Origin of the sequence: Bradyrhizobium sp. CW1 (genome assembly GCF_023100665.1) — a bacterium.
Classification (GTDB): domain Bacteria; phylum Pseudomonadota; class Alphaproteobacteria; order Rhizobiales; family Xanthobacteraceae; genus Bradyrhizobium; species Bradyrhizobium canariense_D.
Genome location: NZ_CP064684.1, coordinates 2,076,067 through 2,093,612, shown reverse-complemented (window position 1 = coordinate 2,093,612; position 17,546 = coordinate 2,076,067). Strand labels below are relative to the sequence as shown.

The 17,546-nt window shown below is 65.5% G+C and carries 13 protein-coding genes; all 13 read right to left on the bottom strand.

From position 1 onward, the window contains the following. Positions 1–13: 13 nt before the first annotated feature. Positions 14–1,687, bottom strand: coding sequence for a DNA repair protein RecN (gene recN, locus IVB54_RS10165; RefSeq protein ID WP_247294859.1), 1,674 nt, complete (start codon positions 1,685–1,687; stop codon positions 14–16). A 13-nt stretch (positions 1,688–1,700) separates the two neighbouring features. After that, entirely contained in the window at positions 1,701–2,606 is a 906-nt protein-coding gene (locus IVB54_RS10160) for an outer membrane protein assembly factor BamD (protein WP_026232697.1), read from the bottom strand. Positions 2,607–2,901: 295 nt separating this feature from the next. Then, positions 2,902–3,864: a UDP-3-O-acyl-N-acetylglucosamine deacetylase gene (lpxC, locus tag IVB54_RS10155; RefSeq protein ID WP_247294861.1), complete on the bottom strand. Its 963-nt coding sequence runs from the start codon at positions 3,862–3,864 to the stop codon at positions 2,902–2,904. Between the two features lie 357 nt (positions 3,865–4,221). Next, entirely contained in the window at positions 4,222–6,027 is a 1,806-nt protein-coding gene (gene ftsZ, locus IVB54_RS10150; protein WP_018454245.1) for a cell division protein FtsZ, read from the bottom strand. Between the two features lie 87 nt (positions 6,028–6,114). Further along, on the bottom strand, positions 6,115–7,437 hold the full coding sequence (gene ftsA, locus IVB54_RS10145) for a cell division protein FtsA (protein ID WP_018454244.1): 1,323 nt from the start codon (positions 7,435–7,437) through the stop codon (positions 6,115–6,117). After that, positions 7,434–8,462 carry a cell division protein FtsQ/DivIB gene (locus tag IVB54_RS10140; protein ID WP_026232695.1) on the bottom strand — a complete coding sequence of 343 codons (1,029 nt, stop codon included), beginning with the start codon at positions 8,460–8,462 and terminating at the stop codon, positions 7,434–7,436. Before IVB54_RS10140 ends, ftsA begins: the two co-directional genes overlap by 4 nt. A gap of 350 nt (positions 8,463–8,812) precedes the next feature. After that, a complete protein-coding gene (locus tag IVB54_RS10135) occupies positions 8,813–9,799 on the bottom strand; it encodes a D-alanine--D-alanine ligase (RefSeq protein ID WP_085349138.1) in 987 nt (328 codons plus the stop codon). Between the two features lie 22 nt (positions 9,800–9,821). Continuing rightward, entirely contained in the window at positions 9,822–10,742 is a 921-nt protein-coding gene (gene murB, locus IVB54_RS10130; RefSeq protein WP_247294863.1) for a UDP-N-acetylmuramate dehydrogenase, read from the bottom strand. A 4-nt stretch (positions 10,743–10,746) separates the two neighbouring features. Then, positions 10,747–12,150, bottom strand: coding sequence for a UDP-N-acetylmuramate--L-alanine ligase (murC, locus tag IVB54_RS10125; RefSeq protein WP_204513990.1), 1,404 nt, complete (start codon positions 12,148–12,150; stop codon positions 10,747–10,749). A 138-nt stretch (positions 12,151–12,288) separates the two neighbouring features. Next, a complete protein-coding gene (gene murG, locus IVB54_RS10120) occupies positions 12,289–13,389 on the bottom strand; it encodes an undecaprenyldiphospho-muramoylpentapeptide beta-N-acetylglucosaminyltransferase (protein ID WP_085349085.1) in 1,101 nt (366 codons plus the stop codon). 111 nt (positions 13,390–13,500) lie between these two features. Beyond that, complete coding sequence (ftsW, locus tag IVB54_RS10115; RefSeq protein WP_018454238.1) at positions 13,501–14,652, bottom strand: putative lipid II flippase FtsW; 1,152 nt, start codon at positions 14,650–14,652, stop codon at positions 13,501–13,503. 238 nt (positions 14,653–14,890) lie between these two features. Next, positions 14,891–16,291 carry a UDP-N-acetylmuramoyl-L-alanine--D-glutamate ligase gene (murD, locus tag IVB54_RS10110; RefSeq protein ID WP_018454237.1) on the bottom strand — a complete coding sequence of 467 codons (1,401 nt, stop codon included), beginning with the start codon at positions 16,289–16,291 and terminating at the stop codon, positions 14,891–14,893. A gap of 7 nt (positions 16,292–16,298) precedes the next feature. Continuing rightward, entirely contained in the window at positions 16,299–17,402 is a 1,104-nt protein-coding gene (gene mraY, locus IVB54_RS10105) for a phospho-N-acetylmuramoyl-pentapeptide-transferase (protein ID WP_007600847.1), read from the bottom strand. Positions 17,403–17,546: the final 144 nt, after the last annotated feature.

Below are 17,546 nucleotides of genomic sequence, written 5' to 3'. Positions count from 1 at the left end.
CCGGGACACGAAATCAAGCCGTCGCCGCCTTGAGCAGACGGTCCGCGGCAGCCCTCGCCTCGGCGGTGATCTCGGCACCGGCGAGCATCCGCGCGATCTCCTCGCGGCGGTGGTCGGCGGCAAGCGCATTGACGCGGGTCGCAACGCGCTTGCCCTTGTCCAGTGCGTCCTTTGAGATCAGCAAATGCTGGTCGGCACGGGCGGCGACCTGCGGGGCGTGGGTGACGGCCATCACCTGGACCTTGCCGGCGAGCCGCGCCAGCCGTCCGCCGATGGCGTCCGCGACCGCGCCGCCGACACCGGTGTCGATCTCGTCGAAGACCAAGGTCGGCGCCGAACCGCGGTCGGACAGCACGACCTTCAGCGCCAGCAGGAAACGCGACAGCTCGCCGCCGGAGGCGACCTTCATCAGCGGCCCCGGCTTGGTGCCCGGGTTGGTCTGCACCCAGAACTCGACGCGGTCGAACCCTTGCGGGCCCGGAGCTGCCTCGTCGGTCTCGACCTGGGTCATGAACTTTGCGCGCTCGAGCTTGAGCGGCGCGAGCTCGGCATTGACGGCCTTGTTGAGCTTCTCCGCCGATTTCTGCCGCGCCATCGACAGCTTCTTCGCAGCCGCCGCATAGCGCGCATCGGCCTCGATCGCGGCCTGCTCCAGCTTCTTCAGCCGTGAGGCGCCGGCATCGATCAGAACGACATCGGCGGCGTATCTTGCGGCCAGCGCGGCGAGCCCGTCGACCGGCGTCGAATATTTGCGCGAGGCGGCGCGCAACGCGAACAGGCGCTCCTCGATGCGTTCGAGCTCCGAGGGATCAAAATCGGTTGCGGCAAGCGCCGCCTGAAGATGCTGGTCGGCTTCCTCCAGCGCGTTGATGGCGATGTCGATCGCCCTCACCGCGGGTTCGACCAGCGCCGGCGAGTTGACGCCGCGACGCTCCAGCCGCCGCACGGCGGCCGACAGCGAGGCGACCGGCGAATGGTGGCCGCCGACCGCCTCCTGCGCCTCGCGCAGGTCGGAGGCGATCTTCTCGCCCTGCATCATCGTGGTCCGACGGGAGGCCAGCGAGGTCTCCTCGCCGTCCTTGGGCGCGAGCTGCTTCAATTCGTCGGAGGCGTGGCGGAGGTAATCGGCTTCGCGCGCGGCGCGCTCCATGCCGGCGCGATGCTCCTCCAGCGCGGTGTTGGCGGTGCGGCGTGCGTCCCAGAGCGCCTCGACCGCCGAGACGTCCTTTTCGAGACCGGCGAAGGCGTCGAGCAGGCGGCGGTGGGTGGCGGCATCGACCAGCGCGCGCTCGTCGTGCTGGCCGTGGATCTCGACCAGGGCAGCCCCGACCGCCTTCAGCGTCTGCACGCTGATCGCCTGGTCGTTGATGAAGGCGCGGGTGCGGCCGTCGGCGAGCTGGACCCGGCGGAGAATCATCTCGCCGGTATCGTCCAGCCCGTTCTCCGCGAGGATTTTGGCCGCGGGATGGTTTTTTGGGATATCGAATACGGCAGTGACCTGCCCCTGCTCCGCCCCATGCCGCACGAGGCCGGCATCGCCGCGGCCGCCGAGCGCCAACGCAAAGGCATCGAGCAGGATGGATTTGCCCGCACCGGTCTCGCCGGTCAAAACCGCGAGGCCCGGTGCGAATTCGATATCGAGCCGTTCGATCAGGACGATGTCACGGATCGACAGACGCGCCAGCATGGAATTCTATTTCCTAGCCGAGACCCATTTTCTTGAAGGTCTTGCTAATCCAGGACCCCTGATTCTCGCTCGGTTCGAGACCGCCTGATTTTACAAGATTATAGGCGTCCTTGTACCAGCGACTATCAGGAAAATTGTGCCCGAGCACGGCGGCGGCCGTCTGGGCCTCGCCAACGATGCCGATCGCCATATAGGCCTCGGTCAGGCGGTACAGCGCCTCCTCGACATGGCGGGTGGTCTGGTACTGCGTCACCACGGCCTTGTACCGGTTGATCGCCGCCGTGTAGTCGCGCTTCTGCGCGTAATAGCGGCCGACGTTCATTTCCTTGCCGGCGAGCTGGTCGCGCGCACCTTCGATCTTGGCCTTGGCCGAGGTCGCATATTCGGAGGTCGGATATTTGCGCACCACCTCTTCCAGCGAGGCGATCGCCTTCTCGGTGCGGGTCTGGTCGCGGCTGATGTCCGGAATCTGGTCGTAATGCGAGGCGGCGATCAGATATTGCGCGTAGGCCGCATCCGGGCTGCCGGGATGCAGCGTGACGTAGCGGGTGGCCGCGCCGATACAATTGTCATAATCCCCGCCCTGGTAGGACGCGTAGGCCGACATCAGCAATGATTTGCGGGCCCAGTCGGAATAAGGATGCTGGCGGTCGACCTCTTCGAACTTCTTGTTCGCCGCCTTCATGTCCTTCTTCTCGTTCATGAGGTACAGGCCCTCATTGTAGATCTTGTCGGCGGGCTCCTCGACGAAGGTGTCGTCCTTGGCGGTGAACTTGTCCCAAAGCGCGCCGGTGCCGCAGCCGGCCAGCGGCAGCGCGAGCACGAAGAGGGCGACAACCTGAAGCAGCCCACGGGCTCGAGACGAGACTTCTCGAGACGGGACTTGAAGATATCCGCGCGTCATACGCTGTGCCGACATGAGTATTGCCCTGACGCCCTGTGGTGCGGTGTCCGCCAGCCCATGAACCCCGTCCTGGGCGCGAAATATAGCCGTGGTGCCTGCCGTGCGACCACGCCGGTGTAACCGAAAAACGATCTTCAACCAACCGGATAGGCAGGCATTCCGCCCGGATTAAGGCGAGGCGCCGCAATCCTAGCCGATCATCGTTACCAGGAGTTTCCCGGGGAAAGCCGCCGCCAAACGCCCGCGGCGACGGGTCTCTTCAGGACGCGTCTCTCGTCTAGGAAACGTCCGCTGCAGGAAACGTCTCTCTTCAGGAAACGTCCGGCCCGTAGACCGCGGCGATCCGGCCACCGACGATGCCGCGACCGGTTTCGGCCACCGGACGCGTGGTGCGGCGGGCTGCCTCGCCCTCGACCACCCGCCAAGCGGTGCGGTCGGCGAGCAGCGCGGTCAGAACGGCGTGGTTGAGCTTGTGGCCGCCACGTACCGAGCGGTAGGCGCCGAGCAGCGGCAGACCCGCCAGCGCGAGGTCGCCGATCACGTCCAGCACCTTGTGGCGGGCGCATTCGTCGGCGTAGCGCAGGCCCTCGGTGTTGAGCAGCCGCTCCTCGTCGAACACGACGGTGTTGTCGAATGAGGCACCGAGCGCGTAGCCGGCGCTCCAGAGCCGCGCGACGTCGCACATCAGACCGAAAGTCCGGGCCCGGCCGACTTCGCGGCGGAAACGCTCCGGGTTGAGGTCGAAGGCATAGCTCTGCTGGCCGATGACAGGATTGGTGAAGTCGATCTCGACCTCGGCGCGGAACCCGTCGGCATAGGGCCTGATCTCACCGAAGGAGTCGCCGATCTTGACCGAGATCGGCTTCAAAACCTGGATGAAGCGGCGCTGCGCCGGCTGGGTCACGATGCCGGCCTGGTCGATCGCCGCAACGAAGGCTGCCGCGCTGCCGTCCATGATCGGCACTTCCGGCCCATCGATCTCGATGATGGCGTTGTCGACGCCCATTCCCCGCAGCGCAGCAAGGACATGCTCGGCGGTGGAAACCAGCGGACCGTTGCGATCACCGAGGACGGTGGCGAAATCCGTCGCGATCACCTGCTCGGCGGTGGCCTGAACTTCGCGGTCGCTTCCCTCGAGCCCGGTGCGGATAAAAACAAATCCCGCGTCGACAGGCGCGGGTCCAAGCGCGAGCGTGACAGGAAGACCGGAATGAACGCCGACGCCTGCCACACTGGCTTGCGCACGAAGCGTTGTTTGCCGGCTAAATTTCATCAGGAACCGCCCCACTACGACCATCGCGACTTATACTGAACCCGACTGCGGCCTAGACCGCTGTTCCGAATCCGTATCCCCAAGTCACGGCAAACCATAGTCACTGCCCCAAACAGCGCCAACTCACGCTTTTTTACTGATTGTTACCCCAAACCCGCCGTATTCGCGCCAAGGCTTAACCAAATTGGACCGGAGTTCGGGACCGTTTTCGGTAGTTTTACTGAACCATCGAATACGTAATTAATGATTTAAAATCAGTTGCTTGGCCACGCAATCCGGATATGCACGGGGCAAAAGAAAAGGTCCCGGCAAGCTTCCCCCCGGGACCTTTTTTCGTCTGCCTTATTGTAACAATCCTCAGGTCGCCTGCCGCCGCAGGAAGGCCGGGATATCAAGATGGTCATCTCCCTGTGGCGCTGGGGCAACAGGCGCGGGACGGCCGTGCATGTCCAGGCCCTGCGGCGCGGGACGACGGGCATACTCAGACACCGGCTCGGTAGAAGCGATTTGCTGCGCCACGGTCTTCTGGGGGCGGCGATCGGGCAGTGGCGGCATCGCGGGACCGGCGGTGCGGGCCGCGATCGGCGCCTCGGTCTCCTCGTCACGACGGCCGAGGCCGACATTGGCGAGGCGCTGCAGCAGCGACAGCCGGGTCTTTTGCGGGGTCTCCTCCTCGACCTCGCCGCGGGCCTGGCGAAGCTCGGCCTGGGCGGGCATCGGAAGTTCCTCGATCCGCGGCATCCGCGGTGTGCGGACCGGTGCACGCTCGGCCTGCGGAGGGATGAAGGTTTCCGGCGTCATCGGCTCTTGCATGGCCATCGGCGCCTGCTCGGGCTCGGGGAACAGCGTGGGCTTCTGCGCGATCGGGCGCACGGTAACGTCGCCATAGGTCTGCATCGGCGCGGGAGCCTGCGGAACGTCCGCAACGGCGGCGGCGATGGCGGCAAGCGCAGCGCGCTCGACGTTCGGACGCGGAGCCGTGGGAGCGGCGGCAAATTGGCCCGTTCCTGTGGCCGGGGTCTGTCCTTCGAACTTCTGGGCGCGCTCGGCCATGCGCTGATTGTCAGCGCGCAGCCGCGCGGTCAGATCGGCAAGACGGCTCTCGGCAGCCGCGGCGGGAGCGGCGGGAGCCTGCTGCGCCTGCGGAGCAGGATTCGCCACGGGAGCGCTGGTGGCCTGGCTGTTGCGCGCGATCGCGGCCTGTTCGATGCCGGTGGCGACGACCGAGACGCGGATCAGGCCATCGAGGGCCTCGTCGAAGGTGGCGCCGACGATGATGTTGGCGTCCTGGTCGACTTCCTCGCGGATGCGGGTCGCAGCTTCGTCGACCTCGAACAGGGTGAGATCCTTGCCGCCGGTGATGGAGATCAGGAGGCCCTTGGCGCCCTTCATCGAGCTATCGTCGATCAGCGGGTTGGCGATCGCGGCTTCGGCGGCGGTCAGCGCGCGCTTGTCGCCGGAGGCTTCGCCCGTGCCCATCATCGCCTTGCCCATCTCGCGCATGACGGCGCGGACGTCGGCGAAGTCGAGATTGATCAGGCCTTCCTTGACCATCAGGTCGGTGATGCAGGCAACGCCCGAATAGAGCACCTGGTCGGCCATCGCGAAGGCGTCGGCGAAGGTGGTCTTCTCGTTCGCGACCCGGAACAGGTTCTGGTTCGGGATGATCAGCAGCGTATCAACGACCTTGTGCAGCTCATTGATGCCCGCTTCCGCGGTGCGCATGCGGCGGCCGCCCTCGAAGTGGAAGGGCTTGGTCACGACGCCGACGGTGAGGATGCCCATCTCGCGCGCGATCTTGGCGATCACGGGAGCTGCGCCGGTGCCGGTGCCGCCGCCCATGCCGGCGGTGACGAACACCATGTTGGCGCCCGAGAGATGGTCACGGAGTTCGTCCATGACTTCTTCGGCCGCGGCCGCGCCGACCACCGGCTGCGAACCTGCGCCCAACCCTTGCGTGGCCGCCGTGCCCATCTGCACGATGCGCTGCGCCTTCGACATCGTCAGCGCCTGCGCGTCGGTGTTGGCGACCACGAAGTCGACGCCCTGGAGGCCCGCCGTGATCATGTTGTTGACGGCGTTACCACCGGCGCCGCCGACGCCGAACACGGTGATGCGGGGCTTCAGTTCGTGAATATCAGGAACATTGATGCTGATGGTCATGTTTGCCTCTCGATCACGCGCGCGTGGGTTCGCCCCGGCCGGCGGCCGCGGGAGTTGGTGAAAATCGAATATTGCGGGAAGGAGTCATCAGAAGCCCTCGCGTAGCCATCGTCCGACCTTTCCGAAATACCCGCCGGTCCCCGTCCTGACCTGCTGCCGCGTATGCCGCGGTTCGACATGTTCGTGGTGAACATATTGCGGGTAGACGAGCAGTCCGGCCGGCACCGCGAAGGCGGCGTTCTTCGCCTCGTTGGGCAGCCGGCCGAAACCGAGCGGACGTCCGACCCGCACGGGCCGGCCGAGAATCTGCGTTCCGAGCTCAACGAGACCCGTGAGCTGCGAGGCCCCGCCCGAGAGCACGACGCGGCCGTTCGGCTCCGAGGCGAAGGGCGAGTCCTTCAGCTTGTCCCGAACCATTTCGAAGACTTCCTCGGCACGATGCTTGACGATGTTGGCGATGGTAGCGCGGGAGACGATCTGCGGCAGATCCTGCTCGTCACCGGCTGTCGGTACAGACATCAGCTCACGCGAGTCCGATCCGCCGGTGATGACGGTCCCGTATAACGTCTTGATTCGCTCGGCATCGGCAATGGTCGCGGAGAGTCCGCGCGCCAGATCCATCGTGATGTGTTGCCCGCCGACCGCAAAACCCGCGGCATGCACGAAGTGGCCGCCGGAAAAGACCGCGATCGTGGTGGTGCCCGCGCCCATTTCGACCACGGCGGCGCCGAGATCGGCCTCGTCGTCGGTCAGCACCGACAGGCCTGCCACATAGGGGCTTGCCGCCATTGCTTCGACGTTGATGTGGCAGCGTTCGACCGCCAGCATCAGGTTCCGCGCCACCGTGGCGTCGCAGGTGACGACATTCATGTCGATGCCGAACTGATGCGCAACCATGCCGCGGGGGTCGCGGATACCTTTGACGCCGTCAAGCGTGTAGCCGACCGGCAGCGCGTGCAGCACGGTGCGGCCTTCGCCGGTGGCGTGGCGCATGCCGGTGGAGGTGACGCGGCTGACATCGGCCGGTGTCACGGCGCCGCCGCGGATGTCGGCCGCAGCTTCGACCAGCTGACCGGAGAGCCGGCCGCCGGAGACCGACAGCAGCACGGACTCGACCCGCACCTTGGCCATTTTCTCTGCAAGCCCGACGGCCTGTCGCACCGCCTGCTCGCATTCGCCGAGATCGATCACGGCGCCGGCCTTCATGCCGCGCGACTGAATCTGGCTGTAGCCGATCAGCTCCACCGCATGGGTCCGGTCGCGCAGGGCTTCGCTCGGCGCCGACGGCTTCAGCCGCGCGATCATGCAGGCGATCTTGCTGGTGCCGATGTCGAGGCAGGCGACGAGGCCGCCGCGCTTGTGCGGCATCGGGCGTGTCTTCGGTGTCTGGGTGCGATCAAGACCGGTCATGCAGCGTCCCCGGCCTTTTTCTTCTTCTTGTCCTTGAACAAATCGTCGCGCGCCTTGGCGGCGTCCTCGGACAGCTGCACGACGAGCCGATCGGGCAGGCGCAGGTCGACGGCGACGATGTCGCGGGAGAACAGCCTATCCTCCTTGTCGAGCCTGGACAGCATCGCAAGCGCGTTGCCGACGTCCTGTTCGGGCAGGCGGATGTCGAGGCCGTCCTTGAGCCTCAGGTTCCAGCGCCGCTCACCGACGAAGATCGCGGCCTTGGTAATGGAATTGACCTGCGGATAGCGCGCCAGCAAAGCGAGGAAATCGCGGGCCTGCGTCTCGGCGCCCTTGCCGACCACGAGCGGCAGCGACAGGAAGCGGCGCGAGACGTAGGGTTCGAGCACGGCGCCGTCATCGGCGATGACGGAGAGCCGGCCGGCCTCCTGCCACAGCGCGAACGCCTTGCGCTCGGTGAGCTCGATCATGAGCTGGCCCGGATAGAGCTTCAGCACGGTCGCATCCGCGATCCAGGGATTGGCCTTGAGCTTGTCGCGCACGGCGTCGGCGTCGAGAAACAGCAGCGAGGATCGGCCGCTGACGCCGCCGATCGCGAGGATCTCGTCCTGGCTGAGCTGCTTGCGACCGTTGATCACGACGGAGGTGATGCGGAAGCCGGCGGAATTGGCCAGCGCGTTGCGGGTGTCGTTGACCGCCGTGATGAAATCCTGGAGATGGCCGCCCTTGACGATACCGAAGCCGCAGCTTCCGATCAGGAGCAGCACCGTCATGCTGATCCCGACCCGGCGCGGCAGATAGCGCTCGACCAGCGCGACCAACCGCGGCGGCGGCTCGCGCTCGACGATGGCTTTGGCCCTGGTCTTTTCCTTGGCGGCAGCACGGGCGCCGAGAACTCTTTCCTGACGCTTGTCCTGCACCCACTCGCGCAGAAGCACGACCGCTCCGATAGCGGCCGCCTTCAGGTCAGCTTGGGGCCTCAGCGATCTGAAAAGCGACCGAGTGAGGCTTCCTGCTCCATCCATTGCACGAGCTCGTCAACAGTTTGCCCGCGACATCGCGCGGGTCCTGGCGAACATGACGTCTCGGACTTGCCGGGCCGGGTGCTGGTCTTCAGCAGAAGAAAACCTCTCCCCTTCAGAGCGTTCGCTGGGGGTGACAACACCCGCAACGGTCCACGCGCCGGCAGCCAAAGCGTCATATGCGCCGCCAGCGTTAACCTTCGGACGTCCTGGTAAACAAAAGGTAAAGTTCGTTAACGACGTGAGCTTTTTGCCCAGGCCTGTGAGGCATTTATGCCGCAATATCCGGCATTTTACCGGTTTTGGGTTCCAAAACCGGCCGTTTCGCCAGTTCGGCCGTTAACCAGTCCTAATTATTTTCGCACACCGGCCACAGCGAGCTCGATCAGGCCGCGCAGGAAGTCGACGAACTCGATGCTCTCGGCCTTCAGCGCCTTGGGGTAGAGCGAGGACTTGGTCAGGCCGGGCAGCGTGTTGGTTTCGAGATAGACCAGCCCCTTGTCCGAGACGATGAAGTCCGAACGGGAATAGCCGGTACACGACATCGCCCGGTGCGCCAGCATCGCCTGGTGCTTCAGCGCCGCGGTGATTTCGGGTGCGAAACGGCCGGGACAGATCTCTTGGGTCGACTTCAAAAGATATTTCGCCGCGTAGTCGAAACTGCCCTCGCCCGGAATGATCTCGATCGGCGGCAGCGAGATGATCGAGCCGTCCGGCCGCTCCAGCACGCCGCAGGTCGCCTCGACGCCGGAGATGTAGGGCTCGATCACGTACTCTTCGTGCTTGGCCGCATTGCGAACGGCGACGAGATCCTGCTTGGCGTTGACGAAGATCAGGCCGTAGCTCGAGCCATCCCTGGCGGGCTTTGCGATCAGCCGGCCGTATTCGGCGAAGGCCTCGTCGATCTGGTCCAGCGCAATGTTGGCCGGCGGCGTCACGCCGCCGAGCGCGGCGAAATGCTTGGCCGCGATCTTGTCGAACGCGAGATGCGAGGAGGCCGAGCCCGATCCGGTGAACGGCACGCCGCGCGCTTCGCACATCACCTGCAATTCGCCGTTCTCGGCACGCCCGCCATGCAGGCCGAGCACCAGCACGCGGTCCTCCGCCCTGGCCTGGTCGAGCGCCTGCTCCAACGGAATGCCCGACGTGCCCGGCTTGAACTCGTCCTCGAACGGGCGGGCATGTTCGAGCAGCTGTTTGGACTGCACGACATGCACCTTGTCCTCGACGTCCCACCACCAGAGATCGGCCTCGGGCAGCGCCTGATGCAGCGCCTGGGCTGAGGCGACGGAAACCAGACGTTCGCGGTTGGAGCCGCCGAAGAGGATGGTGATGCGCATGTTCTCTCGTCGCTTGTCCAAATTAGCCGGGAATTCCGATCCGCTTGATTTCCCAGTGTAGCTCAATTCCGGAATTTGCCTTCACCCGTTCACGTACGGTCTCGCCCAGCGTCTCGATATCGTGCGCGGTGGCATTGCCCGTGTTGATCAGGAAATTGCAGTGCATCTCGGAGACTTCTGCACCGCCGACGCGCAAACCGCGGCAGCCGGCGGCATCGACCAGCTTCCAGGCGGAATGGCCGGGCGGATTCTTGAAGGTCGAGCCGCCGGTCTTTTCGCGGATCGGCTGCGCGGTCTCGCGATGGGTTTGCACTTCCGCCATGCGCGCGCGGATCGCCTCGGCATCCCTGAGCTCGCCGCAGAACCGCGCGGAGGTGAAGATGATGGAGGCATCGACGCCGCTGTTGCGGTAGACAAACTTCATGTCGGCATTGGAGAAGATGTGCTTCGTGCCGTCGCGCCCGACGCCACGCGCCTCGATCAACACGTCCTTGGTCTCGCCGCCATTGGCGCCCGCATTCATGCGCAGCGCGCCGCCGATCGTGCCGGGAATGCCGAAGTAAAATTCGAGCCCGCCGATATTGGCCGACGCGGCGACTTCCGCCACGCGCTTGTCGAGCGCGGCTGCGCCCGCGGTGACGACATCGCCGCTCGCGCTCGCCTCGCCAAAGGCGCGCGGCGCAAGCCGGATCACCACGCCCGCCATGCCGCCGTCGCGCACGATCAGGTTGGAGCCGACGCCGACGACATAGACGGGAATGTCGCTTGCGAGATGCGCGAGGAAATAAGAGAGATCGTCCTCATCCGTCGGCGTGAACAGCACCTGCGCGGGACCTCCGACGCGAAACCAGGTGAGCTCGGCGAGCGACTGGTTCGCCAGCAGCCGGCCGCGAAGATCGGGCATCACGGCTTTGAGGTCGGGTGTGATGTCGGGGAAGCTCACTGCGCTACCCCAGCGCCTTCAATTCGCCGGGCAAGGCATACGCCCATTGCGTGATGTTGCCGGCGCCCAGACACACGACGAGATCGCCGGACTTCGCCACGCCCTTGACGATGCCAGCGAGATCGGACGCCGCGGGCAGCGGGATCACCTCGCGGTGGCCGTGGGCGCGCAGGCCCGCGGCGAAATGGTCGCGATCGATGCCTTCGATCGGCGTCTCGCCCGCAGCATAGACCTCGGCGACGATCACCGCATCCGCATCGTTGAAGCAGGTGCAGAATTCCTCGAACAGCGACTGCAGGCGGGTGTAGCGATGCGGCTGCACCACCGCGACGATCTTACCGTTGGTGGATTCCCGCGCCGCCTTCAGCACCGCCGCGATCTCGACCGGATGATGGCCGTAGTCGTCGATGACGGTGACGCCGTTCCACTCGCCGGTCTTGGTGAAGCGGCGCTTGACGCCGCCGAAGCCGGCGATCGCCTTGCGGATCGCCTCGTCCGACACGCCGAGCTCGCGCGCGACCGCAATCGCGGCGGTCGCGTTGGAGGCATTGTGGCGCCCCGGCATCGGCAGCATGAGATCGGAGATCTCGTGCACGGCGCCCGTCTTGCGATCGCGGAAGGCAACCTTGAACTTCGATCCGCCGCCCGCCGGGGTCAGGTCGACGAAGCGCACATCGGCCTGCGGATTCTCACCATAGGTGATGATGCGTCGATCCTCGATCTTGCCGACAAGGGTTTGCACCACGGGATGATCGATGCACATCACGGCGAAGCCATAGAACGGCAGGTTCTCGACGAAATGGCGGAAGGCGTCCTGCACCGCCTCGAAGGTCTTGAAGTGATCGAGATGCTCGGGATCGACATTGGTGACGATCGCGACCTCGGTCGGCAGCTTCAGGAACGTGCCGTCGCTCTCGTCCGCTTCGACCACCATCCAGTCACCCGCACCGAGACGCGCATTGGAGCCGTAGGCATTGATGATGCCGCCGTTGATCACGGTGGGATCGAGGCCGCCGGCGTCGAGCAGCGTCGCGACCATCGTGGTCGTGGTGGTCTTGCCGTGGGTGCCGGCGATGGCGACGCAGCTCTTCAGCCGCATGAGCTCGGCCAGCATCTCGGCGCGGCGCACCACGGGGATGCGCCGTTCGCGCGCCGCCGTCAGTTCCGGATTGTCGCGCTTGATCGCGGTAGAAACCACGACGACCTCGGCCCCGTCGACGTTCTCCGCCTTGTGGCCGACCGAGACCCTCGCACCGTTCTTGCGCAGGCGGTCGAGATTGTAATTGTCGGAGGCGTCCGAACCCTGCACGGAATAGCCGAGATTGAGCAGCACCTCGGCGATTCCGCTCATGCCTATCCCGCCGATCCCGACGAAGTGGATAGGTCCGATCTCGCGCGGCAGTCTCATGGTGTATCCCGCAGTTCCCTTCGTCATGCCCGGGCTCGTCCCGGGCATCCACGAATCCTTACCACTTCTTGCAAGACGTGGATGGCCGGGACAAGCCCGGCCATGACGGCAAAAGTAGGAATTCCGGCCGATTTCGCGTCAGATTCCCGCGATTTTGGCCACCAGATCGGCCAGCCGCTCCGCTGCGTCGAGCCGGCCGGCGCCGCGGGCGGCCTGCGCCATGGCGGCAAGACGCGCGGGCTCGGCGGCGAAGGCGGAGATCTCGGCGGCGAGGCGATCGGAGGAAAACTCGGTCTGCGGAATGCGGATCGCACCGTCGACCTTGGCCAGCACGCCGGCATTGGCGAACTGGTCCTGGTCGATCGCGCCCGGCAGCGGCACCAGGATCGAGGGCCGCCCGATCGCGGCAAGTTCCGCCACGGTGCCGGCGCCTGAGCGCGACACCACCAGATGGTTGGAGGCCAGCCGTGCCGGAAGATCGGTGAAAAACGGCGCGAGCTCGGCCTTGATCTTCAGTCTGTCGTAGACCGCACGCACGCGCGCCATATCCTCGTCGCGCACCTGCTGGGTGAGGACGAGCCGGCTCCACAGCGCAGGCTCGAGGCGCTCGATCGCGCCCGGCACGATGTCGGCCATGATGCGCGCGCCCTGGCTGCCGCCGACGACGAGCAGGCGCAGCGGACCGTTCACTTCAGGCGCAGCATATGGCACGCCAGCTGCGGCGAGGATCGCCGGACGCATCGGCGTGCCGACCGTCGTGGTCTTGCCTGATAGCGCCGGATCGCGATCGAGCACGCCGGGCAACGACGTCGCGATGGCTTGGACGCGGCTCGACAGGAACCGGTTGGCGCGGCCGAGCACCGCATTGGCGTCATGGATGATGCCGGGCACGCCGGCGAATTTTGCGGCGACCAGCGGCGGCAGCGTCGGATAGCCGCCGAAGCCGACGACGGCGACCGGCTTCAGTCGCTTGATCAGGCTGTAGGCGGACAGCGTGCCGGCCGCGAGCGTCAGGCCGGCATAGGCGAGCTGCAGCGGATTGCGTCCGCGCGCAGTCTCGCTCGAGACGACGTCGATCATGTCCTTGGTGAACAGTCCGCTGTAGCGCAGCGCGCGCTCGTCCGTGACGAGGCGGACGCGGAAGCCGCGCCGGATCAGCTCGACGCCGAGCGCCTCGGCCGGAAACAGATGGCCGCCGGTGCCGCCCGCGGCGAGAAGAATCAGGGGGGAGGTGTCCATGGTGGCGAGTTTTACAAGGACTCTTTCGTCATTGCGAGCGCAGCGAAGCAATCCAGACTGCCACCGCGGAGAGATTCTGGATTGCTTCGCTTCGCTCGCAATGACGAAAAACTATGCGTAGCTGCGCATCGCCTCGGCGTGGCCGCTCGCCTCGACTTCGGTGCGCGGGCGCAGCCGCGTCAGCGCGAGCATCATGCCGACACCATAGGCCAGCGACACGATCGAGGAGCCACCATAGGAGATGAAGGGCAGCGTCATGCCCTTGGCGGGGATGAGCTGGAGATTGACCGACATGTTGATGGCGGCCTGCACGCCGAACAGGATCGCCAAGCCCGAGGCCGCGAAGCGCGAGAACATGTCCTCGTTGGCATAGGCGCGCGACAGCGTCCGGATGACGACGAAAGCAAACAGTGCCAGCATCGCGAGGCACAGGATGATGCCGAACTCTTCGGCGGCAACCGCGAACACGAAATCGGTGTGGCTGTCGGGCAGGCTGCGCTTGGCGATGCCCTCGCCCGGTCCGAGGCCGAACCAGCCGCCATTGTAGAAGGCCTCCATGGCGGTATCGACCTGGAAGGTGTCGCCCGAGGCCGGATTCATGAAGCGCTTGATGCGGCCGGCGACGTGGGGAACAAAAAGATAGGCGCTGAACAGTCCGGCGGCGCCGAGGCCGGCGAGCCCGAACACCCAGATCATCCGCATGCCCGCGATGAAGAACAGCGAGCCCCACACCATCAGGATCAGCATGGTCTGGCCGAAGTCGGGCTCCATCACCAGCAGCGAGACCAGCATCAAGAGCAGCACCAGCGCCATCGAGGTCGCCGGCATTTCTGGCCGCCTAGTGGATTCCGCGAACAGCCAGGCGGCCATGACGACGAACGACGGTTTTGCGATCTCGGAGGCCTGGATATTGAGGCCGAGTAGCGTGATCCAGCGCCGCGAGCCCTTTACTTCGGGGCCGATCGCGAGCGTCAGCACGATCAGGACGATGCTGACCGCAAAGATGATCAGCGCCGAGCGACGGATCGCCCGCGGCGACAGGAAGGACACCCCGAGCAGCACGATGCAGGACGGCACCAGGAATAGCACGTGCCGGCTGAAGAAGTGGAAGGGATCGAGCCCGATGCGGGTCGCAACCGGCGGGCTCGCCGCCAGCGACAGGATCACGCCGGTCAGCATCAGCGCCAGGATGGCACCCATCAGCGGCTTGTCGACGGTCCACCACCACTCGGAAAAGGGGGTGCGTTCTTCACGGGAGAGCATGGCGGCCGCTTTCGGACAGAGGTCGGTCCATTGGTCGCCGAGGTTGGTTACCGGGGGGTTAAGGAAACGGGGATGATTGGAGATGAAGGCGAGCGCTTACCTCAAATGCCCGTCATGCCCCGCGAAAGCGGGGCATCCAGTATTCCAGAGACGTCGAGGGTTCATAACCACAGCCGCGGCGTACTGGATCACCCGGTCAAGCCGGGCGACGACAGCGGAGCAACAACCAGCAGCGTCCCTACACCACCGGCTTCATGCCCGGCAGCGCCTGCACCAGCTCGCGGAACCTGGTGCCGCGAATTTCGAAGTTGCGATACTGGTCGAAGGAGGCGCAGGCGGGCGACAGCAGGACGACCGCGTCAGCGATGCCTGACGCCTCCGCATCGCATGCGGCTTGCTCGACGGCGACGTCGAGGGTCTGGCTGATCTCGTGCGGCACCTTCGTGCCGAGCGTGCCCGAAAATTCCTGCGCGGCCTCGCCGATCAGATAGGCTTTTCGGATGCGCGGGAAGTAGCCGGTGAGGCCGGTGATTCCGCCGGCCTTCGGCTTGCCGCCCGCGATCCAGAAGATGTCCGAAAAGGACGACAGCGCATGCGCGGTGGCGTCGGCATTGGTGCCCTTGGAATCGTTGACGAACAGCACGTTGCCGCGGCGGCCGACCTGCTCCATGCGATGCGCAAGGCCGGGGAAGCTGCGCAGGCCGTTCTGCAAGACGTCGAGGCCGATGCCCATCGCGAGCGCGGCGGCTGCCGCGCACGCCGCGTTCTGCGCATTGTGCAAGCCGCGCAGAGAACCGATGCCGCCGAGCGCCGCGATTTCACTGCGCGCGCCGCCCGAATTGCGCACGATATGGCCGTGCTCGACATGGATGCCGCTGGCCAGCGGATTCTTGACGGAGATCCGCACCACGTTCTTGCCGGCGCGATCGAGCCGGTCGGCGATATCGCGGCAAAAGCCGTCGTCGACGCCGACGATCGCGGTGCCGCCGGCCTGCACACCGGCAACGAGTCGCTCCTTCACCGCGGCGTAATGCGCGATGGTGCCGTGGCGATCGATGTGGTCTTCGCTGACATTGAGCAGAATGCCGACGGAGGGATCGAGTGAAGGCGTGAGGTCGATCTGATAGGACGACATCTCGATGACGTGGACGCGGCCCATGCCCGGCGGCTCCAGCGACAGGATTGCGGTGCCGATATTTCCGCCCATCTGGGTGTCATAGCCGGCGACCTTGGTGAGATGCGCGATCAAAGCCGTCGTCGTCGATTTGCCATTGGTGCCGGTGATGGCGACGAACGGCGCATCCGGCGCGTGCCGGCGCCTTTCGCGGCAGAACAGCTCGATGTCGCCGATCACCTCGATAGCGGCCTCGCGCGCCTTCAGCACGCTCCAATGCGGGACTGGGTGGGTCATCGGCACACCGGGCGCGAGCACCAGCGCGGCGAAATTCGCCCATGAGACGTTGCGCAAATCAGCCGTGATGAAGCCCGCTTGCGCGGCCTTGGCGACATTCTCGGCGCTGTCGTCGGCGGCGATCACCTCGGCGCCGCCCGCTTTCAACGCGTGACAGGAGGCGAGTCCCGAGCCGCCGAGGCCGAACACCGCGACCGTCTTGCCGGCAAAGGACGTGACGGGGATCATCGATCGTTCACCGCAGCTTCAGCGTGGATAGGCCAGCGAGCGCCAGCATCACCGAGATGATCCAGAACCGGATCACGATCTGGGGCTCGGTCCAGCCGAGTTGCTCGAAATGGTGATGGATCGGCGCCATCCGGAAGATGCGTTTTCCCGTCATCTTGAACGACACCACCTGCACGATGACGGAGACTGCCTCCAGCACGAACAGGCCGCCGATCACCGCGAGCACGATCTCGTGCTTCACCGCCACTGCGATCGCGCCCAGCATGCCGCCGAGCGCGAGCGAGCCGGTGTCGCCCATGAAGATCGAGGCCGGCGGCGCGTTGAACCAGAGGAAGCCCAGGCCCGCACCCAGCAGCGCGCCGCAGAGCACGGCGAGCTCGCCGGTGCCGGCGACATATTTGATCTGGAGATAATCGGCGAACACCGCGTTGCCGGCGAGATAGGCGATCATGGCAAAGCTCGCAGTCGCGATCATCACCGGCACGATGGCAAGGCCGTCGAGACCGTCGGTCAGGTTCACCGCGTTGCCGGCGCCAACGATGACGAAGGCGCCGAACACGACGAAGAACCAGCCGAAATGCAGCACGGTGTCCTTCAGGAAAGGAATCGTCAGCGCGGTCGACGCGGGATCGCGGTTCAGCCGCACCAGCGCGTAGCAGGCCACCAGCGCGATCGCCGCCTCGATCAGCAGGCGAAGCTTGCTGCCGAACCCGGTCGTGGTCTGCTTCGTCACCTTGAGATAATCGTCATAGAAGCCGACGAAGCCGAAGCCAAGCGTCACCGCCAGCACGATCCAGACGTAAGGGTTGAGCGGATTGGCCCACAGCACCGTGCCGACCGTGAGACCGGACAAGATCATCAGCCCGCCCATGGTGGGCGTGCCTTTCTTGGCGAGATGCGATTGCGGACCATCGGCCCGGATCGGCTGGCCCTTGCCTTGCCGGATGCGCAGATGGTCGATGATCCAGGGTCCGAACAGGAATACGAACAGCGCGCCGGTGACGACGGCGCCGCCGGTGCGGAAGGTGATGTAGCGGAAGACGTTCAGGAAGGTGCGAACGGCACCGAAGCCCGGAAATGTGTTGGAGAGCTCGATCAGCCAGTAAAACATTCAGACGGTCCTATGGCGCCTTTGCACGCGCCTTGATCTTGGCCTTGTCAACCTGCCTCACGCGCATTCGCTGGTCTTCATCATCGGGTCGGGCGACCTCTAAAGAAAACGAACGGCTTCGCGCCGGAAAGGGGGGATTCGGGA